General features: G+C 62.3%; 28 protein-coding genes and 1 pseudogene. All 29 read left to right on the top strand.

Translation table 11 applies throughout. The features are described 5' to 3' along the window. The coding region (locus tag N2315_04620) for a ribonuclease HII (protein MCX7828477.1) at positions 1–508 on the top strand (508 nt) is incomplete at its 5' end. A 2-nt stretch (positions 509–510) separates the two neighbouring features. After that, positions 511–1,533, top strand: coding sequence for a flagellar hook-length control protein FliK (locus N2315_04615; GenBank protein ID MCX7828476.1), 1,023 nt, complete (start codon positions 511–513; stop codon positions 1,531–1,533). Positions 1,534–1,536: 3 nt separating this feature from the next. Then, positions 1,537–1,824: an EscU/YscU/HrcU family type III secretion system export apparatus switch protein gene (locus N2315_04610; GenBank protein MCX7828475.1), complete on the top strand. Its 288-nt coding sequence runs from the start codon at positions 1,537–1,539 to the stop codon at positions 1,822–1,824. Next, positions 1,814–2,194 carry a YraN family protein gene (locus N2315_04605; GenBank protein MCX7828474.1) on the top strand — a complete coding sequence of 127 codons (381 nt, stop codon included), beginning with the start codon at positions 1,814–1,816 and terminating at the stop codon, positions 2,192–2,194. Before N2315_04610 ends, N2315_04605 begins: the two co-directional genes overlap by 11 nt. Positions 2,195–2,201: 7 nt before the next feature. Then, on the top strand, positions 2,202–3,707 hold the full coding sequence (locus N2315_04600) for a YifB family Mg chelatase-like AAA ATPase (GenBank protein ID MCX7828473.1): 1,506 nt from the start codon (positions 2,202–2,204) through the stop codon (positions 3,705–3,707). Next, the gene (gene dprA, locus N2315_04595) at positions 3,704–4,840 is read left to right on the top strand and encodes a DNA-processing protein DprA (GenBank protein ID MCX7828472.1); all 1,137 of its coding nucleotides are present in this window, start codon (positions 3,704–3,706) and stop codon (positions 4,838–4,840) included. The genes N2315_04600 and dprA overlap by 4 nt, the downstream gene beginning before the upstream one ends. Positions 4,841–4,976: 136 nt before the next feature. Beyond that, entirely contained in the window at positions 4,977–5,246 is a 270-nt protein-coding gene (locus N2315_04590; protein ID MCX7828471.1) for a hypothetical protein, read from the top strand. A gap of 2 nt (positions 5,247–5,248) precedes the next feature. After that, positions 5,249–7,369 (top strand): type I DNA topoisomerase, encoded by a 2,121-nt coding sequence (gene topA / locus N2315_04585; protein ID MCX7828470.1) that lies wholly within the window; start codon positions 5,249–5,251, stop codon positions 7,367–7,369. After that, on the top strand, positions 7,359–8,693 hold the full coding sequence (gene trmFO / locus N2315_04580) for a methylenetetrahydrofolate--tRNA-(uracil(54)-C(5))-methyltransferase (FADH(2)-oxidizing) TrmFO (protein ID MCX7828469.1): 1,335 nt from the start codon (positions 7,359–7,361) through the stop codon (positions 8,691–8,693). The genes topA and trmFO overlap by 11 nt, the downstream gene beginning before the upstream one ends. A 68-nt stretch (positions 8,694–8,761) precedes the next feature. Continuing rightward, positions 8,762–9,631 carry a tyrosine recombinase XerC gene (locus N2315_04575; protein MCX7828468.1) on the top strand — a complete coding sequence of 290 codons (870 nt, stop codon included), beginning with the start codon at positions 8,762–8,764 and terminating at the stop codon, positions 9,629–9,631. Continuing rightward, on the top strand, positions 9,624–10,154 hold the full coding sequence (gene hslV / locus N2315_04570) for an ATP-dependent protease subunit HslV (GenBank protein MCX7828467.1): 531 nt from the start codon (positions 9,624–9,626) through the stop codon (positions 10,152–10,154). The genes N2315_04575 and hslV overlap by 8 nt, the downstream gene beginning before the upstream one ends. Continuing rightward, entirely contained in the window at positions 10,151–11,539 is a 1,389-nt protein-coding gene (gene hslU / locus N2315_04565) for an ATP-dependent protease ATPase subunit HslU (GenBank protein ID MCX7828466.1), read from the top strand. Before hslV ends, hslU begins: the two co-directional genes overlap by 4 nt. 45 nt (positions 11,540–11,584) lie before the next feature. Next, positions 11,585–12,415: a GTP-sensing pleiotropic transcriptional regulator CodY gene (gene codY / locus N2315_04560; protein ID MCX7828465.1), complete on the top strand. Its 831-nt coding sequence runs from the start codon at positions 11,585–11,587 to the stop codon at positions 12,413–12,415. Positions 12,416–12,563: 148 nt separating this feature from the next. Further along, on the top strand, positions 12,564–12,968 hold the full coding sequence (gene flgB / locus N2315_04555) for a flagellar basal body rod protein FlgB (GenBank protein ID MCX7828464.1): 405 nt from the start codon (positions 12,564–12,566) through the stop codon (positions 12,966–12,968). Next, a complete protein-coding gene (gene flgC, locus N2315_04550) occupies positions 12,968–13,387 on the top strand; it encodes a flagellar basal body rod protein FlgC (protein ID MCX7828463.1) in 420 nt (139 codons plus the stop codon). Before flgB ends, flgC begins: the two co-directional genes overlap by 1 nt. A 162-nt stretch (positions 13,388–13,549) precedes the next feature. Beyond that, positions 13,550–13,858, top strand: coding sequence for a flagellar hook-basal body complex protein FliE (gene fliE / locus N2315_04545; GenBank protein MCX7828462.1), 309 nt, complete (start codon positions 13,550–13,552; stop codon positions 13,856–13,858). 6 nt (positions 13,859–13,864) lie between these two features. Next, positions 13,865–15,439, top strand: coding sequence for a flagellar basal-body MS-ring/collar protein FliF (fliF, locus tag N2315_04540; protein MCX7828461.1), 1,575 nt, complete (start codon positions 13,865–13,867; stop codon positions 15,437–15,439). 15 nt (positions 15,440–15,454) lie between these two features. After that, on the top strand, positions 15,455–16,465 hold the full coding sequence (gene fliG / locus N2315_04535) for a flagellar motor switch protein FliG (protein ID MCX7828460.1): 1,011 nt from the start codon (positions 15,455–15,457) through the stop codon (positions 16,463–16,465). Between the two features lie 418 nt (positions 16,466–16,883). Next, a complete protein-coding gene (locus tag N2315_04530; GenBank protein ID MCX7828459.1) occupies positions 16,884–17,315 on the top strand; it encodes a FliH/SctL family protein in 432 nt (143 codons plus the stop codon). Next, entirely contained in the window at positions 17,302–18,621 is a 1,320-nt protein-coding gene (gene fliI, locus N2315_04525; GenBank protein MCX7828458.1) for a flagellar protein export ATPase FliI, read from the top strand. The genes N2315_04530 and fliI overlap by 14 nt, the downstream gene beginning before the upstream one ends. A 23-nt stretch (positions 18,622–18,644) precedes the next feature. After that, the gene (locus N2315_04520) at positions 18,645–19,091 is read left to right on the top strand and encodes a flagellar FliJ family protein (GenBank protein MCX7828457.1); all 447 of its coding nucleotides are present in this window, start codon (positions 18,645–18,647) and stop codon (positions 19,089–19,091) included. 227 nt (positions 19,092–19,318) lie between these two features. Beyond that, positions 19,319–19,651: pseudogene (locus N2315_04515) on the top strand (lytic transglycosylase domain-containing protein). A gap of 23 nt (positions 19,652–19,674) precedes the next feature. Further along, a complete protein-coding gene (locus N2315_04510) occupies positions 19,675–20,367 on the top strand; it encodes a hypothetical protein (GenBank protein MCX7828456.1) in 693 nt (230 codons plus the stop codon). 15 nt (positions 20,368–20,382) lie between these two features. Then, complete coding sequence (locus tag N2315_04505) at positions 20,383–21,930, top strand: flagellar hook-length control protein FliK (protein ID MCX7828455.1); 1,548 nt, start codon at positions 20,383–20,385, stop codon at positions 21,928–21,930. A gap of 12 nt (positions 21,931–21,942) precedes the next feature. After that, entirely contained in the window at positions 21,943–22,353 is a 411-nt protein-coding gene (gene flgD, locus N2315_04500) for a flagellar hook assembly protein FlgD (GenBank protein MCX7828454.1), read from the top strand. Positions 22,354–22,459: 106 nt separating this feature from the next. Next, the gene (locus tag N2315_04495) at positions 22,460–24,370 is read left to right on the top strand and encodes a flagellar hook protein FlgE (GenBank protein ID MCX7828453.1); all 1,911 of its coding nucleotides are present in this window, start codon (positions 22,460–22,462) and stop codon (positions 24,368–24,370) included. Between the two features lie 12 nt (positions 24,371–24,382). After that, entirely contained in the window at positions 24,383–24,577 is a 195-nt protein-coding gene (locus N2315_04490) for a flagellar FlbD family protein (protein MCX7828452.1), read from the top strand. A gap of 66 nt (positions 24,578–24,643) precedes the next feature. Beyond that, positions 24,644–25,432 carry a motility protein A gene (locus tag N2315_04485; GenBank protein ID MCX7828451.1) on the top strand — a complete coding sequence of 263 codons (789 nt, stop codon included), beginning with the start codon at positions 24,644–24,646 and terminating at the stop codon, positions 25,430–25,432. A 6-nt stretch (positions 25,433–25,438) separates the two neighbouring features. Continuing rightward, the gene (locus N2315_04480) at positions 25,439–26,164 is read left to right on the top strand and encodes a flagellar motor protein MotB (protein ID MCX7828450.1); all 726 of its coding nucleotides are present in this window, start codon (positions 25,439–25,441) and stop codon (positions 26,162–26,164) included. The last annotated feature ends 8 nt before the right edge of the window (positions 26,165–26,172 follow it).

Raw genomic sequence — 26,172 nt, 5'->3', positions numbered from 1 at the left:
AGATGTGTATAAGAGACAGAGGGAGGCCCGGGAGCTGCTGTCCTTGGGCCTTAAGGACTCCAAGAAGCTGTCCTGCCCTCAGAGGGAGAGGCTTTTTGAGGTGATGCTTTCCATGAAGGTGCCCATGGGGGTTCAGGCGGCCTCCTGGAGAAGGGTGGACGGGATGAACGTTCTAAACGCCTCCCTGTGGGCCATGGAGAGGGCGGTCTTGCGCCTTCCGGTGAGGCCCCAGCTGGTGCTCGTGGACGGCAAGGTGCCCATAAAGGGTCTTTTGGCCCCCCAGAGGTGCGTGGTGAAGGGGGACTCCAAGGTTCCCGCCATAATGGCCGCCTCGGTGGCCGCCAAGGTACTTAGGGACCGGGTCATGGAGAGGCTTCACCGGGTGTACCCCCTGTATGGCTTTGACCGGCACAAGGGCTATCCCACGGAGCTGCATCGGCGGCTCCTTGAGGAGCTGGGCCCCTCCCCGGTCCATCGGCTGAGCTTTTCGTTTAAAAAAGGCCTTTGACCATGGGATACGACGTTGGAGGCATAAGATCAGGGGGTTCTCAAGGGGGAGACCTGGGGCCCGTAGGACAGTCCCGGGAGGTCCGATCCCAGGACCTTAAGGCCATAAAGGACGGCCAGGAGGTGGATGGGCTGGTCCTTCGGTCCGAGGGCTCCATGGTTCAGGTGCGGGTTTCAGGCAGGACCCTTTGGGCCCAGTCGTCGGTGCCCCTCTTTCCGGGGCAGCGTTTCAGGGCCCTGTGGGACGCGTCGGGGGAGGTGCCCCTTTTAAGGCTCAGGCAAGAGGATCTGGAGCTGCTTTCCCGGTTTCCAATGAGGGACCGTCCCCTGGCTCAGGCGCTCATCCTGCGGCGCCTTCCCGCCGATCTGGACTCCCTTTGGGGTCTTAGACAGGCCTGGATGGCCTCCGGCGGCGCCCACGAGGACCTGCCCGCGGCGGTGGAGCTCTTTGCCAGGGGGCTTCCGGTGACCCAGGAATCCGTCAAGGCCATGGGATGGTACATGGCCCTGGCGCCCCAGGCGGCGCTCACCCTTTGGAAGAGGGTGCGGGAGCGCCTTAAACTTAAAAACTCTACTAAGGGCGTGGGAAGCCTTGAGGAGCTCTTCCGGGAGGACCCCGAGGCGTTGAGGTTTCTCAAGGCCCATCGATGGGCCTCAACCCCGGTCCGCTGGTCCACCGAGGAGCCCCTTATGGCCCCCGCCTTCTGGCCCGCCGGCGAGGATGGGCCCATGGCCCGGGTGGTGTTCTCCGAGACGATGAAGGGCGGAAGACGGGCCTATTCGGTGTTCTTCGAGGTTGAGGGGGATAACCTGGGAAGGACGGAGGGGTGGGTGGCCTTCATGAACAACCTCATCGGCGTCGACCTTAGGGCGGACTCCTCCAGAGGCGTGGAGCTCATGAGGCACCACCTTGGGGAGCTCAAGGAGGACCTGTCCTCCGGCGGGCTCAAGGTGTCCCACGTGTCCGCCTCCTCGAGGAGGCCCAAGCCCTCCATGACCCCAAGACCCATAGACATGGAGGCGTAAGCTATGTCCAAGGGCGGTCCTCCTAGGGTGCGGAAGGCGGCGGCTTTAAGGTACGACAAGGATAGGGATGACGCGCCGGTGGTGGTGGCCTCCGGTAGGGGGCGCCTGGCGGATAAGATATTGGAGGTGGCCCGGGAGGCCAGCGTTCCCATAGTGGAGGACGCGGCGCTGGTGAGCGCCCTTCTGGCCCTGGAGGTGGGGGACGAGATCCCGCCGGAGCTTTACGGGGCGGTGGCGAAGGTGCTGGCCTTCGTGATGGAGATGGAGAGGAGGGCTTCCGGTGGCAGGTAGCGGCCCTGCCAGAGGGGGCAGCGCCCCTTTAAGGGGGGCCCTGGGGGAGCGCATGGGGGCCAGGTACCTTGTGGAGATGGGCTGGCGGGTGCTGGAGCGCAACGTACGGTATCCCTTCGGGGAGATAGACATAGTGGCCCACGACGGTTCCCAGCTGGTCTTCGTGGAGGTGCGCCTTAGGAAGGCCAACCCCTTCCAGGGCGCGGCGGACACGGTGGGGCCAAGGAAGCTCCGGCGCCTTGAGATGGCCGCCAGGGCCTTTGCGGAGTCCAGGGACTTCTCCGGGAGCTATAGGATAGACCTGTTGGCCATAGAGGAGGGGCCTTCGGGGTTCAGCTTTGAGCTTTACCGGGACATAACCGGGGGGTGATGGGCCTTTGAGCCTGGCTTTGGGAGTGACCCTTAGGGGCATAGAGGCTCTGCCGGTGGAGGTGGAGGTCCAGATAACCGGGGGGCTCTTTTCCATAAACGTGGTGGGGCTTCCGGACGCTTCGGTGAGGGAAGCTAGGGAGAGGGTGAGGGGGGCCCTTAGGTCCATTGGGGTGTCCCTTAAGGGGCGGGTCACCGTGAACCTGGCTCCGGCGGACGTGCCCAAGGAGGGGGCCCTCCTGGACCTTCCCATGGGGCTTGCCATGATGGACGCGGCGGGCTGTCCGCTGCCCCTTAGGGGGGCGGTCTTCATAGGGGAGCTGTCGCTGGACGGGAGGCTCCGGGCGGTACGGGGGGCCCTGCCGGCGGCCCTTCTGGCTAAAAGGCTTGGAGTCCCCCTCTTCCTTCCGCTGGATAACGCCCAGGAGGCCGCCATGGTCAGCGGGGCTCAGATCTACGGTGCATCGACCCTTGAGGAGGTGCTGCGCCACCTCAAGGGGGAGGCGGCGATACCCCGCTTTGAAAGGGAGAAGGACGAGGAGCTTCCCGACCTTCCGGAGGTGGACATGGGGGACGTGAGGGGACACGTGATGGCCAAGCGGGCCCTGGAAGTGGCCGCCGCGGGGCACCACAACCTGATGATGGTAGGTCCCCCGGGGGCCGGGAAGACCATGCTGGCCAAGGCCCTCAAGGGCATCCTTCCCCCCCTTGGGGACTCGGAGATGATAGAGGTCATGGCGGTCCACAGCGTGGCGGGGCTTGATCGCCGGCCCAGCAGGGCAAGGCCCTTCAGGCCGGTGCATCCCACCGCCAGCGCGGTGGCCATATGCGGGGGCGGTTCATCGTTGAGGCCCGGGGAGATAAGCCTTGCCCACCGGGGGGTTCTGTTCCTGGACGAGTTCCCGGAGTTTCAAAGGGATGTGATCGAGGCCATGAGGGGGCCCTTGGAGGACGGCTTCATAAGGGTTAGCCGATCCTCCGGCACCGTGGAGTACCCCTGCAGGGTCCTCCTGGTCTGCTCCGCCAACCCCTGTCCCTGCGGCTACCTGGGGGATCCCAAAGGCCGCTGCCGCTGCGGCCCCGGGGAGATACACCGCTACAGGCGGAGGCTGTCGGGGCCCATACTGGACAGGATAGATATGCACCTCAACGTTCCGCGCCTCACCCCTGGGGAGCTCATGGAGGCCTCCGCGGTGGATGGGGAGCCAAGCGCAGCGGTGAGGGAGAGGGTCATGGCGGCAAGGGAGGTTCAGCGGGCCCGGTGGGAGGCGCTGGGGTACCTCTGCAACTCCGAGGTGCCCGAGGGGGTCCTCCGAAGGCATGCGGGCCTTACCAGGGAGGCAAGGGAGATGCTCAAGGAGGCGGTGGGGGCCTTTGGGCTCAGCGGACGGGGGCTGAGCCGGGTGCTCCGGGTGGCCAGGACCGTGGCGGACCTGGCGGGCTCTTTCAAGGTTGAGGGACCCCACGTGGCGGAGGCCCTGTCCTATCGGAACCGGCAGGAGGCCATGCCATGAAGGACCTTGACTTCATGCGGGCCCTTCTGTGCCTTAACCGGCTCTTCGAGGGTCGGGCGGGGTACCACCTTCGCATGTGGATGGAGAAGGGCCGGCTGCCCCAGGAGCTTTTAAGGAGCCGAGGGGCCTTTGTTCAGGGGGGCTTCAGGGAGGAGCTTTTCCCCAAGGCCCGGTCCCTGTTCTCGTCCCCTTGGGCCGATGAGGAGATGGAGCGGTGTTGCGGCATTGGGGTGGACCTTGTGTTCATGGGGCAGGAGGGTTATCCCGGTCAACTCATGGATCTAAAGTCCCCCCCGGCGGTGTTGTACGTGAAGGGTACCTTAAGAAGGGTTCCGGGGAGTTTGGACCGGGCGGTTGCGGTGGTGGGCACCCGCAAGGCGTCGGGCTACGGGTTGACGGTGGCTCGGTGCATAGGCGAGGCCCTGGGTTCCCGTGGGATATGGACCTTAAGCGGCGGCGCCGCGGGGATTGACGGCGCCGCCCACGGAGGGGCCTTGAGCGCCGGCGGCCCCACCTGCGCGGTGCTTGGCACGGGGGTGGACGTGGTGTTCCCCTCCTCCCACGGGGAGCTCTTCCGGAGCATAGCCCAAAGTGGATGCCTCATGAGCGAGTATCCCCTTGGCACGAAGGGAGCCCAGTGGCGCTTTCCCCTTAGGAACCGGATACTGGCGGCCCTGGCGGGCAAGACCGTGGTGGTGGAGGCCCCGAGGAGGAGCGGGGCCATCATAACCGCGTCCCATGCCCTGGAGCTTGGGCGGGAGGTTTGGGCCGTTCCCGGCAGGATCGGGGAGGCGGGCTGCGAGGGGTCCAACATGCTCATATACGATGGGGCCCTGGCGTTGGCGGACATAGGCCTGTTGGGCCTTGGGGGATGCCCCAAGAAGGATGAGGACGGAGAGGCCGACAATAAGGGAAAACCCTTGGATCCCGTGGACAGGACCATATTGGACCTCCTTGCCCAAAAGGGGGATCGGACTGTTGACAACCTGGCTGTTGAATGTAAAATCGGCGCCGCCGGCTTGATGAGCCGCCTTAGCCTTTTGGAGGCCCGAGGGCTGGTGTACAGCCCCTTCCCCGGGCGTTTCAGCCTGACCCCCAATGGTCTTGAAGGGTTGCGTGGCGAGGATTTTTAGGGTTTAGCGATTTTTAGGTTAATAGAATGAGGCTTTATGGTAGATGGGGCTTAGGTTGCAGGGGCCTTCGGCACCCCGGCGGGCTCTTGCCGAGCCTTAATAGGAGGCCCCATCAAAATTTTTTCGGAGGTGTTTCATGGAGTTCAGGATACTTTCTTCCCTGGAGAGGGCAGCCCTTAAGCCGGAGGCGGCGTCGCTCTTCTACACCCTTTTGCACATGGGCTTCCCCAGGGAGGTCATGGAGAGGGCCTTGCTGGAGTCGGTGCTGCTTTTCAGGGCCACGGGCCTTTCCCTTGACGGGGACCGGTTTTCGGAGATCTTGGACAGGGGCATGGACCGGCTGAGCCCCTTGATGGGGGTTGATGAGGTGTCGGACGATCTCATGGGCTTTGGGAGGGTCTGCTGACCATGGCCGCAAAGGGTGCTTCCAAGGCTGCTGGGGCCTCTTCTTCCAAGAAGAAGCCCCCTTCTGCTAAGGGGGGGGCCAAGGGATCCCGCGGGGAGTCCGCCCTTAAGGGTGCAACGGGAGGCACCCTGGTGGTGGTGGAGTCCCCCACCAAGGCCAAGAGCCTGGGCAAGATGTTGGGGTCGGGGTACACCGTGGAGGCTAGCCTGGGGCACGTGATGGACCTTCCCAAGGGAAGGCTTGGGGTCGACGTGGACAACCGCTTTGAGCCCGAGTACATCCAGGTGAGGGGTAAGGCCCCGCTGATAAAGCGTCTTAAGGAGCTGGCCAAGGGGGCTGAGCGGGTTTTGCTGGCCTCGGACCCGGACCGGGAGGGAGAGGCCATAGCCTGGCACCTTGGGACGCTGCTTGGGGTGGACCTCGCCTCCCCCTGCCGGGTTAGGGTCCACGAGATAACCCCCGCGGGGGTGGCGGCGGCCCTGGAGGACGTGGACAACCTGGACATGAACAAGGTGTACGCCCAGCAGGCCAGGAGGGTGCTGGACCGCCTGGTGGGCTACAAGCTTAGCCCCCTGCTCTGGTCCAAGCTCCAGCGGGGCTTAAGCGCCGGCAGGGTGCAGTCGGTGGCATTGAGGCTGGTGTGCGAAAGGCAGGATGAGATAGACGCCTTCGTGCCAGAGGAGTACTGGCTGGTGGAGGTGGACGCCCTTTCGGAGGACGGAAGGAGCTACACTTTGAAGCTTGAGCGGGAGGACGGCAGGCCCTTAAGGCTCAAGGACCGCTCCGAGGCGGAGCGGGTGAGGGATCTTATAGGGGCCAACCCGCTGGTGGTGGCCTCCTTCAAGAGCCGTGAGGGCTTAAGGCGTCCCATGCCCCCCTTTAAGACCAGCACCCTGCAGCAGGAGGCCTCAAGGCGGCTGGGTTACGGCCCCAGGAGGACCATGAGGATCGCCCAGTCCCTCTTCGAGGGGGTTGAGATACCTGGCAGGGGCCCGGTGGGGCTCATAACCTACATGAGGACCGACAGCCTTAGGCTCTCCGACGAGGCCGTAGGAGCCTTCAGGTCCTACGTGGCGGGCCGTTTCGGGGAGGAGAACCTTTCCAAGGGGCCCAACCAGTTCTCCCAGAAGGGCAGGAGCCAGGACGCCCACGAGGCCATACGGCCCACCGACGTTACTTTGGAGCCTGAGGCTTTGAGGGAGCACCTTACCACGGAGCAGTACCGGCTTTACGACCTCATATGGAGGCGGGCGGTGGCGAGCCAGATGGCGGACGCCAAGGTGCGGACCAACACCCTGGAGGTCCGGTGCGGAACCTTGGGGCTTAAGTGTTCCGGGGTGGAGGTGGTCTTTCAGGGCTGGGGAGTCCTGTGGCCCTTGGGGGTTAAGGACAAGGACGTGCCCTCCGCCAGGGAGGGGGAGGAGCTTAAGGCAGGGGAAGTGAGGCTTGAGCAGCGCTTCACCCAGCCGCCGGGTCGGTACACCGAGGCGGGGCTCATAAAGGAGCTGGAGGAGAAGGGCATAGGAAGGCCCTCCACCTACGCCACCATAATCGAGACCCTATCGGACCGGGGTTACGTGGACCGGGACGAGGAGAAGCGCCTTGCCCCCACCACCCTTGGAAGGTACGTGAACTCCTTCCTGGTTAGGCACTTCCCGGAGGTGGTGCAGGTGGACTTCACCGCCCGAATGGAGGACCAGCTGGACCTAATAGAGGCGGGGGAGCTGGAGTGGAGGCGCCCCATAGAGGAGTTTTACGGCCCCTTTGAGGAGAAGCTTGAGCAGGTGCAGCGGTCCGCCGAGAGGATGTCGGTCCCGCCGGAGCAGACCGGGGAGCTGTGCCCCGACTGCGGCAGGCCCCTGGTGGTTAAGCGAGGCCGGTTCGGGGAGTTCGTGGGGTGCAGCGGTTATCCCGAGTGCCGGTTCACCAAGCGCAAGGAGACCTCCACGGGATTTCAGTGCCCCAAGTGCGGCGAAGGGGTTTTGGTGGTGAGGAAGGCCTCCAAGGGAAAGGGCAAGGGGAGGAGCTTCTACGGCTGTTCTAGGTACCCCCAGTGCGACTATGCCTCCTGGAAGAAGCCCTCCAAGGGCGGGGACGTTACGGAGGTGTCCGATGAGGTTTGATGTTTCTGTGATCGGCGGCGGCCTTGCGGGCAGCGAGGCCGCCTTTAGGCTTGCGAAGATGGGCTTCAGCGTGGCCCTTTACGAGATGAGGCCGGTGAAGCAGGGGCCTGCCCATAAGACGGACCTTTTTGGAGAGCTGGTTTGCAGCAACTCCCTGGGGGCGGATCAGCCCGGTGCCCCAGGGGGGATACTGAAGGCGGAGATGAGGCGCCTTGGGAGCTTGGTGTTGGACTGTGCGGACCTTAACCGGGTGCCAGCGGGCAGGGCCTTGGCGGTGGATAGGGACGGGTTTGCGAGGCAGGTTACAAAGGCCCTGTCAAACCTTCCGAACCTCAAGGTGATAAGGGAGGAGGTTTCGGAGATCCCCAAGGAACCTTGCATCATCGCCACCGGGCCCTTGACCTCCCCTGGGATGGCGGAGGCCTTGAGGGGCCTTGCGGGGGAGGAGTTCCTGTACTTCTACGACGCCGCTTCCCCTATAGTTACCATAGAGAGCGTGGACATGGACCTTTGTTATCGCGGAAGCCGCTACGGCGAAGGGGAGGACTACTTGAACTGCCCCCTCACCGAGGAGGAGTACTCGGCATTTTGGGAGGCCCTGGTGTCCGCGGAGCAGGTGAAGCGCCACGAGTTCGAGGATAGCCGTTTCTTCGAGGGGTGTCTTCCCGTGGAGGAGATAGCCCGAAGGGGGAAGGACACCTTGAGGTTCGGCCCCATGAGGCCCGTGGGGCTCCCAGGCCCCGACGGCAGGGAGCCCTACGCGGTGGTTCAGCTCCGCCAGGACAACCGGGAGGGGACGCTGTACAACCTGGTGGGGTTCCAGACCAATCTGCTCTGGGGTGAGCAGGAGCGGGTTTTCCGGATGATCCCAGCGTTGAGGAACGCGGAGTTCGTCCGCAAGGGGGTTATGCACAGGAACCTTTACGTTTGCGCCCCCAGGGTGCTGGACGGGCACCTGAGGCCCAGGGAGGCCCGGAGGGAGGACCTGTTCCTCGCGGGGCAGATAACCGGGGTGGAGGGGTACGTGGAGAGCGCCGCCATGGGGATTTGCGCCGCACTGTTCATGGGCAGGGTTTTAAGGGGGATGCCGCTTCCGGAGATTCCGGAGGAGACCGCCATGGGTTCCTTGCTCAAGTACCTTAGGGACGCCAGGCCCGATGGTTTCCAGCCCATGAACGTGAACCTGGGCATCTTCCCTCCGCTCAACGAGAGGATAAGGGATAGGAGGGAGAGGTGCTCCCGGTACTTTGACAGGTCCTTGGCGGCCATGGAGAAGTTCCTGGCGGAGAATACCGATATTGGGCCCTTGGGGGTCGAACTTTAAAAATTCGGAATATTGCGCTAGGCTGAACATGGGGTAAAATAGTCGGCATGGTCGGCGGAATTTACCCCTTGATAGATTCTTTTCTGGAATATTTAAGAAGTCTTAACCGCTCCGATCACACGGTGATAAATTACGGGGTTGATCTTGGGCAGTTCGCCGAGTACCTGGAGGGTGCCGGCGTGGTGGAGATCCCTCAGATTTCCCGCGATCACGTAAGGGGTTACCTGAGGAGCCTCTTGGGTTATGGCTTTGCCAAGACGTCGGCTTTGAGGAAGCTGTCGTCCATAAGGGGTTTTACCGGGTACCTCAAGGAGATGGGTGTGATCCAGGAGGATCCCTGCCTAGGGGTGAGGGGTCCCAGGTCTCCCCAGGGATTGCCACGGGCCATATCCTACGATGAGGTCAAGCGCCTCATAGAGGAGGGGCCTGAGGGCAAGGACGCCTTCAGGGACCGGCTGGTGCTTGAGGTGCTGTACGGGTCTGGCCTTCGGGTGTCTGAGCTTTGCGCCCTTGATTGGGACGATGTGGATTTGGAGGAGCGTTGGCTGAGGGTGAGCGGCAAGGGGAGCAAGGGGCGCATGGTGCCCTTTGGGTTTCCAGTGCAGGGGCTGCTTCGCGCCTGGCGGGATGTTACCGGCGGATCGGGGCCCCTTTTCCCAGGCAAGCGGGGGGCCTTGAGGATGACTTCCCGCACGGTCCATCGGATAGTCACCGGCTGCGCCAAGCGGGTTGGCCTTTGGGGAGTGAGCCCCCACACGTTAAGGCACAGCTTCGCCACCCACATGCTGGAGGGCGGGGCGTCTTTGCGGGTGGTCCAGGAGCTCATGGGGCACGAGAGCCTGGTGACCACCCAGAGGTATTTGGACATAACCGCCGAGAGGATGAAGGAGAGCTACCAGCTCTCCCATCCCAGGGCTGGAGGGGATAGGGTTGTTTAAGGGAACCACCGTGGTGTGCGTCAGAAGGGATTTCAGGGTTGCCATGGCGGGGGATGGGCAGGTAACATTGGGGTCTCAGATTGTGAAAACAAGAGCTAGAAAGGTCCGTCCCCTGAAGTGGAACGTGTTGGCGGGGTTTGCTGGGTCCACCGCCGACGCCATGACCCTTTTCGAGAGGTTTGAGAGGAGCTTGGATGCCAACAAGGGAGATCTTCTAAGGGCTTCGGTGGAGCTGGTCAAGGAGTGGCGTACCGACCGGGCCTTGAGGCGCCTTGAGGCGATGATGTTGGTGGCGGACCTGGAGAGGACCCTTCTTCTGTCCGGCTCCGGGGACGTGTTGGAGATGGAGGAGCAGTGCGCCTCCATAGGGTCTGGCTCCGGCTACGCCCTGGCGGCGGCCAGGGCCTTTCTGGAGGGCACCGACTGGGACGCCGCCTCCATAGCCCGCAGGTCCTTGGAGATAGCGTCGGAGATATGCATATACACCAATTCCCACGTCACCTTGGAGGAAATAGCGAGATGATGGATCTCACTCCCCGGATGATAGTTCAGTACCTTGACAGGTACATAGTAGGGCAGGAGAAGGCCAAGCGGGCGGTGGCGGTGGCCTTGAGGAACCGTATGAGGCGCCGCAGGCTCCCGGAGGAGCTGGCCCGGGAGGTTTATCCAAAGAACATCCTCATGGTGGGTCCCACCGGGGTGGGCAAGACGGAGATAGCCCGGCGGCTTGCCAAGCTCGTTGGGGCTCCCTTTGTGAAGGTGGAGGCCACCAAGTTCACCGAGGTGGGGTACGTGGGCCGGGACGTGGAGTCCATGATAAGGGACCTGGTGGAGGTGGCCCATCAGATGGTGAAGTCCCGGCGCCTTGGGGAGGTCAAGCCCGAGGCGGAGCGTATGGCGGAGGAGCGGCTTTTGGACGCCCTGCTGCCCTCTCCCCGCCCCAAGGGGCCCGAGAAGGGATTTTTGAGGCTCCTTGGCATCTCGGAGGATCAGCCTTCGGTGGAGCAGGAGGATCGGGAGGGGGAGGAGCGTAGGTCCGCCACCCGGGAGAAGCTCCGGGAGCTGCTTCGGGCGGGCAAGCTGGACGACCGGGTGGTGGAGGTGGAGCTTTCCGAGGCCCCTTCCCTTGGCATGGCGGTGATGGGCCCCATGGGCATGGAGGGGCTGGACCTCGGGGAGATGCTTGGAGGGCTGTTCCCCAAGAAGACCAGGCGGAAGTCCATGACGGTGGCCAAGGCCAGGGAGGCGTTGGCCCTTGAGGAGGCGGAGAAGCTCCTGGATCGGGAGGCCATGAGCCGTGAGGCGGTGGCCCTGGCCCAGGAGGAGGGCATAGTCTTCATAGATGAGATAGACAAGATAGCCTCCGTGGGGGGATCCCACGGGCCCGATGTGAGCCGGGAGGGGGTTCAAAGGGACCTTCTTCCCCTGATAGAGGGGTCCGTGGTTAACACGAAACACGGGGCGGTGAGCACCGAGCACGTGCTCTTCATAGCCGCCGGGGCTTTCCACAAGGCCAAGCCTTCGGACCTAGCCCCGGAGCTTCAGGGCCGGCTTCCCATAAGGGTGGAGCTGGAGCCCCTTGGGGAGGAGGAGCTTTACAGGATCCTCAAGGAGCCCGCGGGGAGCCTCACGGACCAGTACCGGGCCCTGTTGGAGGTAGACCGGGTGAGCTTGGCGTTTGATGACTCGGGGCTTCGGGAGGTGGCTCGCCTGGCCTCGGAGATGAACCGCCAGATGGAGGACATAGGGGCCCGGCGGCTTCACACGTTGATGGAGCTGCTGTTGGAGGAGATAAGCTTCGACGCCCCCGACGGGATAAGCGGCGAGGTGCGGGTGGACGGGGCCTACGTGAGGCAGCGGTTGGGCGGACTTTTGGAAGAGAGAGATCCGAGAAGGTACCTTCTCTAGGTTTCTTATAAGATAAATTAAGGTTAAAGATCAGGAGGAATGACGATGAACACCCCTAGCGACTTGGTGGAATCAAGGCCTAAGATATTGGACCCCTCGGCCATGCAGGACCTTTTGGAGAAGACCCGTCTTGTGGCCCGGGCCCTTCAGAACCGGAAGGACCGGGGGGCGCCGGACTATGCCAAGCTGTCCAGGCTTCTCTGCGACCTCTCGGCGGCCAACGTGTACATAGTGAGCCGGGACGGACGGATACTGGGCTACGCTTGGATAAGTTCCTACGACTGCCCCATAATGGTGGACATCCTGTCCTCCAACACCCTTCCCGTCAATTACATGGACAGGCTCAACCAGTACCACGAGTCGGTGCTGAACCACACGGACAACGGCATGTGCGCCTATGCGGACCAGCCCTGCACCTACTCCAACAAGCACGTGTTGTACGTGCCGATAAACGGCGGCGGCGACAGGCTCGGGACCTTGATACTGGCCCGGTTCGGCTGTCCTTTCGACACCAGGGATCTGGTGTTGGCGGAGTACCTGGCCACGGTGGTGGGCCTTGAGATACTGCACGACCGTTCCAGGTCCATAGAGGAGAGAGGCAGGGAGAGGCTGGTGGTCCAGATGGCCATGAGGGCCCTGTCTTACTCGGAGGTTGAGTCGGTGAGGCACATAATCCAGGACCTCGGCGGGTCCGAGGGCGTGGTGGTGGCGAGCAAGGTGGCGGACCGGGTTGGCGTCACCAGGAGCGTGATAGTGAACGCCTTAAGGAAGCTCAGCAGCGCCGGCATCATCGAGAGCAGAAGCCTTGGCATGAAGGGCACCTACATAAAGGTCATAAGCTCCCTGTTCCTGGAGGAGCTGGGCATAGAGGAGTAGACGGTTAGGCGCCGGGGCCTTCCCCCTGGCGCTTTTTGTAAGATAAGAAAATATAAAACAAAGGTTGCAACTTTAAATAGGCCCTTCGTCCTTCCGGTGTTGAAGGTTATAATCTCCGTGTATTTCATGTCCTTGGGGAGGTGTTGCGATGAGGGGAGATTTCACCTGGGACGTCATACAGGTGGATCTGGAGGGGCTGTCCCGAAGGATGGGAGCCGTGGCCCAGAACGTGGCCAACGCCAACACCCCTCGGTACGCCCGGAGGGAGGTAACCTTCGAGGACCAGCTCAAGGCGGTGATAGACCAGCCTTCTAGGCTTCCCATGGCGGTGAGCCACGAGAGGCACATGACCAACGTGCCCCTTGGGGTGGAGCAGGTTCGCCCCGTGGAGTCCAGAGTTCAAGACGAGATATATAGATACGACGGCAACAACGTGGATCCGGAGGTGGAGATGGCGAAGCTTGCGGAGACCAGGATGTTGTACCAGGCCATGACCAGGGTCTTGAGCCGCAAGATAGCCATGTACAGGACCGCCATAGGAGGTGGTCGGTGATGAGGGTTTTCAGAAGCGTGGACGTGGCGGGCAGCGCCCTTACCGCCCATCGGGTGTGGATGGACGCCATATCCTCCAACCTGGCCAACGCCAACACCACCAGGACCCCCGAGGGGGGGCCCTACGTGAGGCGGGTCCCGGTGTTCCAGGAGCGTCTCATGGAGGCGTTGAAGGACGGCTCCACCGCATCTGGCGTCAAGGTGGTGTCCATAGAGAGGGACCCCCTGCCGCCCAGGATGGTTTACCAGCCCGACCATCCCGACGCGAACCCCGAGGGTTACGTGGCATACCCCAACGTCAATGTGGTTAGGGAGATGGCGGACATGATGGTGGCGAGCCGGGCCTACGAGGCGAACCTTACGGTGGTGGAGACCGGGAAGGCCATGTGGAACAGCGCCCTGGAGATAATGAGGGGGTAGGCTTTCTAATATGGGTCTTAGGGCTCATGAGGAGGGTACCCCTGTCTTGTGACATTGCGACTTAAAGCACTTTGTTATTTTGCCCGGGGCATTTAGACTGGTCTTGGTTTGAACGACACGATAAAACCGCCCTTTGGGGCGCCCTTGAGGAGGTTCGCTTTCATGGACGTTGTCCGTTTGGATCTGTCTCGTTACGGGGTTTTGGGGGCCCGTTCCGGGGTGCCGTCCGCGCAGACGCCGTCGTCTCCGGTCACTCCCTTTGAGGAGGTTCTCAAGTCCAGCATGAAGCAGGTTAACTCCCTTCAGATGGGGGCTGACCAGATGGTGCGCCGGCTGTCCCTTGGCGAGGTAGATGATGTGTCCCAGGTCTCCGTGGCGGTGGAGAAGGCGGAGCTTGCTTTGAGGACCTTGGTGGAGATCCGCAATAAGCTGGTGGACGCTTACCAGCAGATATCGAGGATGCCGGTGTAGCCCCTTATGGATCGGTTTAAGGAGCAGCTGGAGCGCCTTAAGGTCTTCTTCGGGGGGCTTCAGCGTTGGCAGAGATATTCCATATTGGGGGCCGGGGCGTTGGTCCTGGCCTCCCTTGTGCTGTTGGCCGCCCTGTCGGGGAGGACCAGTTACGATCCCATCTTCTCAGGGCTCAGCATGGAGGACCAGGGGGCGGTGGTGGAGTACCTGAAGGAGCAGAAGATACCCTTCAAGGTGGATCCTTCCGCCAACGCCATACTGGTGCCCAGGAAGAACGTGTACGAGGCCAGGATAGCCCTGGCCCAGATGGGCATTCCCCGGGGCGGGGTGGTGGGTTTTGAGATATTCGACCAGCCCAAGATGGGGATGAACGACTTCCAGCAGCGGGTGGCCTACTCCAGGGCCCTGGAGGGGGAGCTCTCAAGGACCATATCCAAGATAGACGCGGTGGAGGAGGCCAAGGTGAACATAGTGATACCGGAGCAGCGGCTCTTCCTGGAGGAGCAGAAGCCCTCCACCGCCTCGGTGTTGGTTCGCCTAAAGCCCGGCAGGGAGATAGGGCAGGAGCAGGTTAGGGGCATAGTGAACCTGGTGGCCCGAAGCGTTGAGGGCTTGAACCCCGAGGACGTGACGGTGGTGGACACCTCCGGCAAGGTCCTGTCGGACCTCATCCAGGACGATTCCCTGATATACACCTCTGGCTCCGACGGCAGGGCGGTTTCGTCGGTGCAGCGGGAGTTGGAGCGTCAACAGGAGCAGGAGCTGGAGCGTAAGGTCCGGGTGATGTTGGAGAAGGTGTTTGGCCCCGGCAAGGCGGTGGTCCGGGTGCGGGTGGAGCTGGACTTCGACAAGAAGAGCAGCACCCGCAAGGAGTTCATCCCAGGCCCCGACGGCAAGGGGGTGGTCCGCAGCCAGCAGAACACCGAGGAGAGCTACGTGGGGCCTGGAACCCCGCCGGGGGGAGCTCCGGGGACCACCACCAACATACCGGGATACGTGGTGAACCAGAACCAGACGGGCAACGTGGAGTACAACAAGACCGACACGGTGACCAACTACGACATAACCACCCAGGAGTCCCAGACGGTGGCCACGCCGGGGTCGGTGAAGCGTCTTTCCGCCTCGGTCATCGTGGACGGGGAGCTGGATGACGCTAAGGTGCAGGGTTTAAGGCAGACAGTGGCCGCCGCCATAGGCCTTGACGAGGCCAGGGGTGACAAGCTGGTGATCCAGGCCATGAAGTTCGACACCACCCTGGCGGACCAGATGCTGGCCCAGCTGGAGGCGGAGAGGCGCCAGAAGCTGATAGGCGCCGCCCTGGTTGGGCTTTTGGTGCTGGCCGTGGCCGCCGGGGCGGGTTTCGTGTGGTACAAGCGCAGGCGCCTTGCGGCGCTGGCCAGGCTGGTCCCCCAGGAGGGAGGGGAGAAGGCCCCGTCCCTCAAGGAGCTTTTGGAGAACCCGGAGCTTATGACCGCCCAGGGGGAGCTGGCCATACTGGAAGAGCAGCTCAGATTTTACGCCTCCAACAACCCGGAGGAAGTGGCCAACCTTATAAAGAACTGGTTGGCGGAGGACATCTAGGAAGGGCGGGTTGAGATGGCAAAGGCCAAGGACCTCAGGGGCAGGGAGAAGGCCGCCATATTCTTGGTGGCCATAGGGCCGGAGGTGTCAGCCCAGGTTTACCGTCACCTGGACGACGCCACCATAGAGCTTCTTACCCTTGAGATAGCCAACATGAGGAAGATAACCCCGGAGACGAAGCTCGAGGTCCTCAAGGAGGCCCAGGAGATAATAATGGCCCGGGAGTTCATGACCCAGGGGGGCGTGGACTACGCCAGGAAGCTGCTTGAGCAGGCCCTGGGCCCCGAGCGGGCCCAGGACATCCTGCGGCGGATCACCGCCAGCCTTCAGGTGCGCCCCTTCGACTTCGTGCGCCATGCGGACCCGTCGCAGCTCATATCCTTCATCCAGGGGGAGCATCCCCAGACCATCGCCCTCATACTGTCTTACCTTTCGCCGGAGCAGGCGGGGCAGGTACTGGGCGGCCTTCCGCCTTCCTCCCAGTGGGACGTGGCCCGGCGCATAGCCCGGATGGACCGGATAACCCCGGAGGTGCTTCGGGAGGTGGAGCGGGTGCTGGAGAGGAAGCTCTCCACCGTCATGGGGCAGGACTTCACCATGGCGGGAGGGGTGGACGCGGTGGTGGCCATAATAAACCGGGTGGACCGGGGTACCGAGCGGAACATAATAGAGGCCCTGGAGGAACAGGATCCGGAGCTGGCGGAGGAGATAAAGAAACGGCTCTTCGTGTTCGAGGACATCATGGGCATGGACGACCGGTCCCTGCAGCGGGTGCTCCGTGAGGTGGACATGAAGGACCTCGCCCTGGCCCTGAAGGGAGCCACGGAGGAGCTGAAGGCGAAGTTCTTCCGCAACATGTCCAAGCGGGCGGCGGACATGCTGAAGGAGGACATGGACTTCATGGGTCCCGTGCGGGTCAGAATGGTGGAGGAGGCCCAGCAGAAGATAGTGAACATAGTGCGTTCCCTGGAGGAGGCGGGAGAGATCGTCATAGCCAGGGGTGGAGAGGAGGAGCTGGTTGTCTAGCTCCCGTCACAGACTCTTGAAGGCGGTCCGAGTGCTGCCCGAGGCGGTTCGGATAGGCGCCAAGGCTAGGCCTTTGGAGGATCCCTTGAAGGGGGATGACCCAAAGGAGCTCCCAAATGCCGCCCCCTCGGAAGAGGACCTTTTAAGGGAGCGGTTGGCCCTTCTGGAGGAGGAGCTCAAGAGGGCTCAGGACAGGGCTGCCGCCCTGGAGGGGGAGCTGGTCTCCTTGAAGCTCCGCCAGGAGGAGGAGAGGGAGGCCTTTCTCAAGGAGGCGGCCATTAAGATCCAGGAGGCCCGCTCTGAGGCGGAGGCGGAGGGCCGGGAGGAGGGCCTAAGGCAAGGCCGGGAGGAGGGCCTTCGGTCCGCCAGGGAGGAGATGGAAGAACTTTACCGGTCCAAGTTCCAGGAGGCCCTGGGGATGGCGGAGCGGTTCCATAGGTCCCTGGAGGAGGAACGGGAGGCGTTGCTGGGGCTTTTGGTGCCCCAGATGGTGAGGCTGTGGGAGAAGACCCTTTCCAGGATGCTCCTTGACCGGGTTCGGATGGACGAAGGGGTGGCCTTGCGGGTCCTTAAAGGGGTGCTCGCCAAGATAAGCGACCGGGAGAGGCTGCTCGTGTACCTTAACCCCGAGGACCACGGCAACGTGGAGAGGGCCCTGGCGGAGTTTGGGGACCTGCTTCGGGGCAACCGGCATCTTGAGGTTATCCCAGACCCCGACGTGGACAAGGGGAGCTGCATAGTGGAGACGAACCTTGGGGTCTACGACGCCCGATGGAGGACCCAGCTGGAGCAGGTGGGACTTCAGGTGTCGTCCCTTCTCTTCGGAGGAGACGAAGTTGAGGGGGATTGAGGTTTTAAAGGCCCTTGAGGGGCGGCTTGACAGGACGGAGCTCATACGGCTCAACGGCCGGGTGGTTCAGGTGGTTGGCCTCGTCATAGAGTCCCAGGGGCCGGACGTGCAGGTTGGGGACCTTTGCGAGATATCCTTTAGGAACCGCAGGAACCCCTTGAAGGCGGAGGTGGTGGGCTTCCGGGACGACCGGGTGTTGCTGATGCCCCTTGGGGACCTCAACGACATAGGTCCGGGCTGCGACGTGGCGGCCCTTGGCCCCACCCTTGGGGTCCACGTGGGGGAGGATCTGTTGGGGAGGATCCTGGACGGCCTTGGGAACCCCATAGACGACCTGGGGCCCGTGGGGGCCAGCGAGTTCTACCCCCTTTACGCTTCGCCCCCGCACCCCTTGAGGCGCCAGATGATAGAGCGCCCCCTTTCGGTGGGGGTACGGGTGATAGACGGCCTTTTGACGTTGGGCCAGGGCCAGAGGGTGGGCATATTCGCCGGCTCCGGCGTTGGCAAGAGCGTGCTTCTTGGGATGATGGCCCGCAACACCGAGGCGGACGTGAACGTCATAGCCCTGGTGGGTGAACGGGGCAGGGAGGTCAGGGAGTTCGTGGACCGGGACCTGGGGCCCGAGGGGCTTAAGAGGTCCGTGGTGGTGGTGGCCACATCGGACCAGCCCCCGCTGGTGAGGCTCAAGGCTTCGCTCACCGCCACCGCTGTGGCGGAGTACTTCCGAGACCAGGGGGCCAACGTGCTGCTCATGATGGACTCGGTCACCCGGGTGGCCATGGCCCAGCGTGACGTGGGGCTTGCCATAGGGGAGCCGCCGGCCACCAAGGGGTACACCCCATCGGTGTTCGCGTTTCTCCCGAGGCTTCTGGAGAGGTCCGGCGCTGGGGAGCGGGGTAGCATCACCGCCATATACACCGTTCTGGTGGAGGGGGACGACATGAACGAGCCCGTGGCGGATACGGTGCGGGGCATCCTGGACGGCCACATAGTACTTAGCCGTTCGTTGGCGGCCAAGAACCACTATCCCTCCGTGGAGGTGGGGCGCAGCGTGAGCCGCGTCATGCCCAGCATAGTTTCGGAGGAGCACCTTATGGCGGCGGGAAGGGTCAGGGAGCTGCTGGCGGTTTACGAGGAGGCCCAGGACCTCATAAACATAGGGGCCTACAGGGCGGGCAGCAATTCCAGGATAGACTGGGCTTTGGAACACCTGGAGGAGGTCCGAAACTTCCTAAGACAGGGGATGCACGAGAGAAGCGGTTTTGAGGAGACCGTGTCAAGGCTTTTGGAGCTTGCGCCCTTTTGAGATGAGGGGGGTGGTGTCCCTTGATGAGGCAGCGCATAGCCAGGTTTGAGAGGATATACAGGACCTATGAGGCGGAGCTGGACCAGCGTAGGTCCGAGCTCGCGAGGCGCCGGGAGGAAGAAGAGGCCTTCCGCAGGCGGATAAGGCAGCTCGAGGAGGAGCGTTTGAGGGCGGAGGAGGATTTCAGGTCCCTGTGCGGCACCGTAAGCGCCAGGGATCTTTGGATGATGAGGAGTTCCATCGATTCCGCCCAGGACAGGGTTCGTTCCGCCGGGGAGGACCTTGAGAGGTGTCTTTGCGAGATAGAGCGGACAGTGGAGGCCATAAAGGAGAGCCATCGGGACCTTAAGGTGTTGGAGAACTACATGGGGCGCCTTAGGTCCCGGCTGGCGGCGGAGGAGTCCGCGGCGGAGCAGGCCCTTTTGGATGAGATTGCTCTTCGTAGAAACGGGGTTGGAGGTGCGGCATGAGGCCCGAGGGTTGCATGGATGCTGTCCTTGGAAGGATAAGGGAGATAGAGTCACGTTTTGGCATCGAGAGAAGGCCGATGGGGGAGGCCGCGTCCTTTGAGGAGGTGCTCTCCAAGGCCCAGGGGGACCTTGGGGATCCGTCCCTTCCGGAGGGAGACCCGGAGGTCCCTTCCAGCGTGTCGGAGCGGCTTATGAAGTGGGAGCCGGAGTTGAGGCGCCTTTGCGAGCAGTACGGGGTGGATCCGGATCTTGCGAGGGCGGTGATGAGGCACGAGTCTGGGGGTCGGGAGGACGCGGTGTCCAGCGCAGGGGCCATAGGGCTCATGCAGCTCATGCCGGGAACCGCCAGGGCTTTGGGGGTGGATCCCAGGGATCCGGTGAGGAACCTGGAGGGGGGGATAAAGTACCTGGCCCAGCTCATTGAGCGCTACGGCGGGGATGTGGAGAAGGCCCTGGCGGCTTACAACGCCGGAGCTGGCAGGGTTGACTCCTACGGCGGGGTTCCTCCGTTCCCCGAGACCCAGAGGTACGTGAAGAACGTGTTGGCACTGTACAGGAAGTATGACCGGGGAGGTAGCATGTGATGCCCCAGGACGTGGAGATAGATAAGGAGGAGCTCCTGGAGGAGAGGCCGAAGGAACAGCCTAAGAAGGATGACAAGAAAAAGAAGTCCAAGGGCTCTTCCGCTCTTAAGCGCCTTGGGCTGATCCTGCTCTTGTCCCTTGGGGCGGCGCTGGGGCTTCACTTTTCAGGGGCGGTGGACCTCAGGGGGCCTCTCTTCAGCGCCGTGTACCGCATACCCAAGGTGGGATCTTCTTTGGGCGCCGCCCTGGGCATACCCTCCACCTACGCCATGTCCGCCCAGGACCGCCGGATGATGGAGATCAAGCTCATGGAGGAGAACCTGGCCAAGATGAAGGCGGAGCTGGACCGGGAGAAGGCCGCCGCGGAGGCGGTCTCCGAGGACTTAAGCCGCAGGACCCTTCAGGTTGTGAAGCTTCAGGAGGAACTCCAGGCGAAGCTAAAGGAGCTTGCCTCGAGCGACGATACAAAACCGCAGGTCTTAGAGGAGTCCCTGGAGGATGTATTGAAGACCTACAAGGACATGTCCCCCAGGAACGCGGCCCAGATACTGGGCAAGATGGACGAGGACCTGGCGGTGGAGATACTCTCAAGGCTGCCTAACGAACAGGCGGCCAAGATACTGGGACGCATGGACGCGGACCGGGCGGCGAGGCTGACGGAACGGCTTGCTAAGATGGGTAAGAAGCCTTGACGTGGAGGTGCGTTCATGGGTGACCTTTCGGTTTTCCCTTTGGATCAGGGGACGGTTAGCTCCGGAGAAGCGGTGCGCCCCTTGGGGGGAGTGCGGTCCCCTGAGGGGGGGTTGGTTCTGTCATCCGGGGATGGGAACCCCTTCGCAAGCGCTTTGGAGAGGGCCCTTGCCGGCGAGGGTTCCGAGGGGGTGCAGGTGGAGGCGGCCTTTGGTGATTTAATCGGATTGGCCGAGGCGCAAGGGACAAGGGAGGCGCCGCAGGGGAAGGTGTCGGCTGGCGCCGTTGGCCTTAAGTGGCACCTGAGGCAGCGGCTTTTAAATTTAAATGCGGCCCTCGGCAAGTCCGTAGAGGATCCAACAGTTCCCGATGATTGCGCAAACCAGGTTTCTTCCCCGTCCTCCCGTGGGGTTGAGGCGCCTTTGAGTCATCTGTTCTTTAAGGGAAGCGACGAGGAATGCAGCGATGGCGCCCCAGCGGGTTGGGAGGTGGAAGGAGACCTTAGCTTCCGTGCCCACGGCGAGGGTGCGCCCATGGGAGACGATGAGGCAAGGGCCCTGGGATGCGGCGAGGACGGCCCCTCAGAAGCCAAAGAGGCATGGGTGGAGGATGATCCCGTAGGCGTGAGGCTCTCCCGGTTCATCGCCGCTTTGGAGGAGATGGGGAGGGGCGCCAAGGGCCAAAGGGAGCTTTGCGTTGCGGGTTCGGAGGCCTTAGCCACGGCGGTTTCAGCCGAGGTAGAGGACGGAGTTCCAGGTTCTTTGGAAGACGCCCGTGCTCAGGCCGATCCACCGGGTTTATCCATGGAGGCTAAATCCCAGGCGGAGCCGCCTTTGAAGGCCGTAGCCGCCCATGGGAAGCTGGAAGGCAGATCGGTCCTGGAGGATGATGCTCCCAGGGTTGGCGGCTCGCCCCTTGAAGCTCTAAGGCCGTCCCAGGGGTCAAGGGATGTGTCCTTGAGGAACAAGAGGGGTTTCGAGGAGGAGCAGGGGGAGGTCTTGAGGGTTTCGGAGGCCTCCCATGGGGCGAGGAAGGATAGACCAGTGCCCCAGGGATCTTTGCTGAACCACCTTGCCCCTCACCGGGAGGCGGGTTTTAATGGGTCTGTCTTGGACCCCGCCCCGGCCCCAGGGGCTTGGCCCCTGAGGCTTGGGCACACCGGGGAAGCGGCGCTTGGCGAGGGCCTGGTTCGGGTGTTCCAGGAGGCCGCGTCCGGAGCCGGCAGGGCCACGGTTGTTGTGGAGCCTCCCTCTTTGGGCCGGGTTGAGGTTCAGCTCCTCCTGGATGGGGGCGAGGTGAGCGCCCGGATAAGGGTTGACAACCGTGAGCTTCTTGGGATGGTGCAGGCCCAGTCACAGCGGCTTAAGGAGTCCCTGGAAGCCCAGGGCCTTCAGGTGTCGGGCCTTTCGGTGGACTTGAGGAACGATGAGCGCCGTCCCAAGGATGGCCCGTCGGGGAAGGGCAGGAGGTCTTCCGTGGGGATTGAGGGGGACGGAGAGGAAGTTGAGGATGGCCAGCTTTTCAGGGTTGACCTGAGGAACGGGCTTTTGCACTGGCTTGCGTGAGGAGGTATAGGGATGGCTGACGGGGTTAACGGGGTAAGCGGCAGCGGCGTGGAGGTTGGAGCGGAGAAACAGCGGACCACCAAGACGGAGCTAGGTAAGGACGATTTCCTGAAGCTCCTGGTGGCCCAGCTGACCCATCAGGACCCGCTGGACCCCCTTAAGGACAAGGACTTCATAGCCCAGATGGCCCAGTTCTCCGCCTTGGAGCAGCAGGTGAACATGGCCAAGGGGATAGAGAGTTTGGCCAAGATGTCCATGGCGTCGGCGGTGAACTACGTGGGGCGCACGGTGGGCTACACCGGTGAAGACGGATCTGACGCCGCTGGGGTGGTGCAGTTCGTAGAGATGAAGGACGGCGCCGTCACCCTTCACCTTAAGGACGGCAAGTCGATCCCCATGGACAAGGTGCAGTACGTGGGATGACCTGGTGTTCTAGCGCCTTTGGATGGTTTGGCCCCCAGGGACGGAGGGCTTTGGGATCTAGGGAAGGTATGGCCTTTATCGCTTTATTAGGAGGAGGAAGCTTGAGATGCTGAGGTCCCTATATTCTGGAGTCACCGGCGTCAAGGGGCATCAAACCTATCTGGACGTGGTGGGTAACAACATAGCCAACGTGAACACCACGGGTTTTAAGAAGTCTAACGTGCTCTTTCAGGACCTTCTGTACCAGAACGTGAGGGGCGCCATGTCCCCCGACGCTGGGCAGGGCAGGGGCGGCATAAACCCCATGCAGATAGGTCTTGGAAGCCTGGTGGGGGCCGTGGAGACCATACACACCCAGGGCACCATGCAGTACACCGGCAACCGAAACGACTTCGCGGTGTCCGGGGACGGGTACTTCGTGGTTAAGAACGGGGCGGACACCCTTTACACCAGGGCTGGATCCGCCACCCTGGACTCCGGCGGCAACCTTGTGATGTCCGGATCGGGCTACATGTACCAGGGGTACAAGATGGAGAAGGATCCCACGGATCCCACCAAGTACATCGAAGGCCCCTTGGGGAGCATAAACATACCGGTGGGGCAGAAGCTTGAGGCCCGGAAGACCCAGCTTGGGGGTTACCGGTGCAACCTGGACAGCCGGGTTAAATCGCACCTTCCCATGGGCATAACCGGCAACGACTCGTCGGTCAAGATAGTCCTGGGCGCCAACACGTACACGCTTAACAACATAGCGGAGGCCGGTACGGTGGGCAACTTCCTCACCTTAACGGACGGGACCAACTCGGTTCAGCTTGGGTTCCCCGCCGCTGGTCCCACGGTGGACCCAACGTCGCTGCTTCCCAACTTGACCCAGGTTACCACCGCGGGGGCCTTTACGGGGGCTTCGTACGATCCTCTGACCGGCAAGCTCACGGTCACCGATGGAACCAACAGCAGCACCGTGGACCTCTCCGCCATGATGGACTTTGAGGTGCTCACCGTGACCGACGCGTCCAACAACGTGTATCGGTACCTGGCGGAGTTCAACGACGTTGCCGCCAACGGCTACAAGGAGCTGGTGCTATGGGGGCCCGACGCTTCGGCGGGCGGCGCCGCAACCCGGTTTTCACTTACGGTTCCCACCAAGGCGGACGGAACCTTTGACCTGAGCGCTGCTCAGAACATATTGACCGCCGCCCAGTCGCCGAGCGGCAACGCCATTACCGTTCAGGCCACCACCGATGGGTTGGGCCTCGTGGTTAAGGATGGGGCCACCACGGTGGCTACGCTTAACAACCGCTTAAGCAGCATCCACACCAGCAAGATGGACATATACGACAGCTTGGGGAACCCCCACACCCTGGAGGTGTCCTGGGAGAAGATAGACAACAACCAGTGGAGGTGGAGGGCATTCCTGCCCGATGAGCCGGACATAACCCTTACGAACAACACCGGGGTGATCAACTTCGACTCCCTGGGGAAGATAGAGGGGGTTTCGGAGTTTGACGTCACCATAAACTTCGCCGCCCTGGGCGCCGAGGACTCAACGGTGAAGCTTGACTTCAGCGGCAGGTCCTTCGGCAAGGAGGCCATAGAGGGGGTTACCCAGTACGGGTCCGCCTTCACCACCAAGGCCTACTACCAGGACGGTTATCCCATGGGAGTGTTGCAGGACTACGCGGTGAGCTCCGACGGCACCGTGCAGGGGGTCTACAGCAACGGCCAGCGCCAGCCTCTATATAAGATGGCACTGGCGCTCTTCGCGAACCCCCAGGGGCTCAACAAGGAGGGTTCCACGGTGTTCTCTGAGTCCGCCAACTCCGGCATAGCCCAGATAGTGAAGCCCATGGAAGGAGGGGCTGGCCGCATAATGGGGAGCAACCTTGAGATGTCCAACGTGGACCTGTCTCAGGAGTTCGTGAACCTTATAGTGGCTCAGAGGGGCTTCCAGGCCAACGCCCGGGTGATAACCACATCGGACCAGGTGCTGGAGGAACTGATAAACCTTAAGAGGTAGGTGGCTTAGGCGTTGATAGAGCTTACCCGTTTTGGGGGAGGTCGGTTCGTGCTCAACAGCGACCTCATAGAGGCCGTTGAGGCGAATCCGGACACGGTGGTGACCATGTCGAACGGCAGGAGGTATGTGGTTAAGGAGACCCCTGAGGATATAATAGACAAGGTAGTGGAGTTCAAGCGCAGGGTTTTTGGGGCTCTTCCGAGGTGAGTTTTAGCGGAGGTTTGGGGCTGGCAGAGGCTTTAACATCATGGGAATCGTCGAGGTGAGGCTCCGGTGGATCTTGGAACTGTAATAGGTTTTCTTCTGGCCCTGATACTGGTCATAGGGGGAATATTGGCGGGCGGCGATCCTGGGGCGTTTATAGACGTCCCGTCTCTTCTCATAACCGGAGGGGGGACGTTGGGGGCCGCCATAATGGCTAACCCCATGGAGAGGACCAAGGCGCTTCCAAAGATCCTTCGGAAGGCGTTCTTCAACGATCCCATAGACCTTCCGGGCCTCATCCAGACCCTGGTGAGCTTCGCCGAGAAGGCCAGGCGGGAGGGCCTTTTGGCGTTGGAGGAGGACGCGTCTCAGCTGGACGACCCGTTCATGAAGAAGTCCATCCAGCTGGTGGTGGACGGCACGGACCCGGAGCTGGTGAAGTCCATATTGGACACCGAGATAGGCCTTTTGGAGGAGCGCCACGGGGCGGGCAAGGCCATGTTCGACATAATGGCGGAGCTTGCCCCCGCCTTCGGGATGCTGGGGACCCTGATAGGCCTCATAGTCATGTTGGGGCACCTGGACGATCCTGACGCTTTGGGCCCCGGTATGGCCACGGCCCTCATAACCACCTTCTATGGGTCCTTCATAGCCAACGTCATATGTATTCCCACGTCGAAGAAGCTGGCCTATCGGTCCAGCCAGGAGATCCTCTCGCGGGAGCTGATGGTGGAGGGGATACTGGCGATCCAGGCGGGGGAGAACCCCAGGATAGTGGAGGAGAAGCTGAAGGTCTTCTTGCCCCCGGATTTGAGGGCCAAGATGGAGGCGGAGAAGGAACAGGGACAGGAGGAGTGATGTCCTTTGGCGCGTAAGAAGAAGCAGCCTGAGGGTTCCGCAGGGGCTCCTTTGTTCATGGCCACCTATGGGGACATGGTCACGTTGCTTCTTACGTTCTTCGTGTTCCTGTACTCCTTTTCCTCCATAGACGTCCAGAAGTTCCAGAAGATGATGTTCTCCTTCCAGGGGGCTTTAGGGGTGTTGCCCGGGGGCAAGACGATCCAGGAGGGGGCGGGGGTTTACGCCGGCCGAGTGGGTCAGGACGCGGGGGACGCGCCGAAGAGGACCCAGGAGTTCAAGGAGGGCATAGCGAAGCAGCTTCAGGCCCTTGCCAAGGACCAGGGGCTTCAGGATCAGATGATAGTGCAGATAAACCAGAGGGGGGTCACGGTGTCCCTTTCGGAGCAGTTCCTGTTCGCCCCCGGGAGCGCCGAGCTGAGCCCATTGGCCAGGAGGCTTCTTTTCAAGGTGGGGCAGGTGCTGATAGGGGTTCGGTACCCCATATCCTTTGAGGGGCACACGGACAACACTCCACTGGAGGGAGGGCCCTACGGAGACAACTGGGGGCTTTCCGCCGCCAGGGCCGCTGCGGTGGCGTCGTACATGGTGAACCGGGTGGGGCTGTCGGACAGGAACGTCCAGGCGGTGGGTTACGGAGCTTCCAAGCCCCTGGTGCCCAACGATACGCCGGAGCACCGGGCTCTAAACCGAAGGGTGGATCTGGTTATCCTTACTGACAACTCTCTTTGATCGAGGAG

The sequence above is a fragment of the Thermanaerothrix sp. genome (assembly GCA_026417795.1).
Classification (GTDB): domain Bacteria; phylum Synergistota; class Synergistia; order Synergistales; family Synergistaceae; genus Thermanaerovibrio.
The sequence above is the reverse complement of the archived record's forward strand: the minus strand, read 5'-3'. Positions and strand labels throughout refer to the sequence as shown.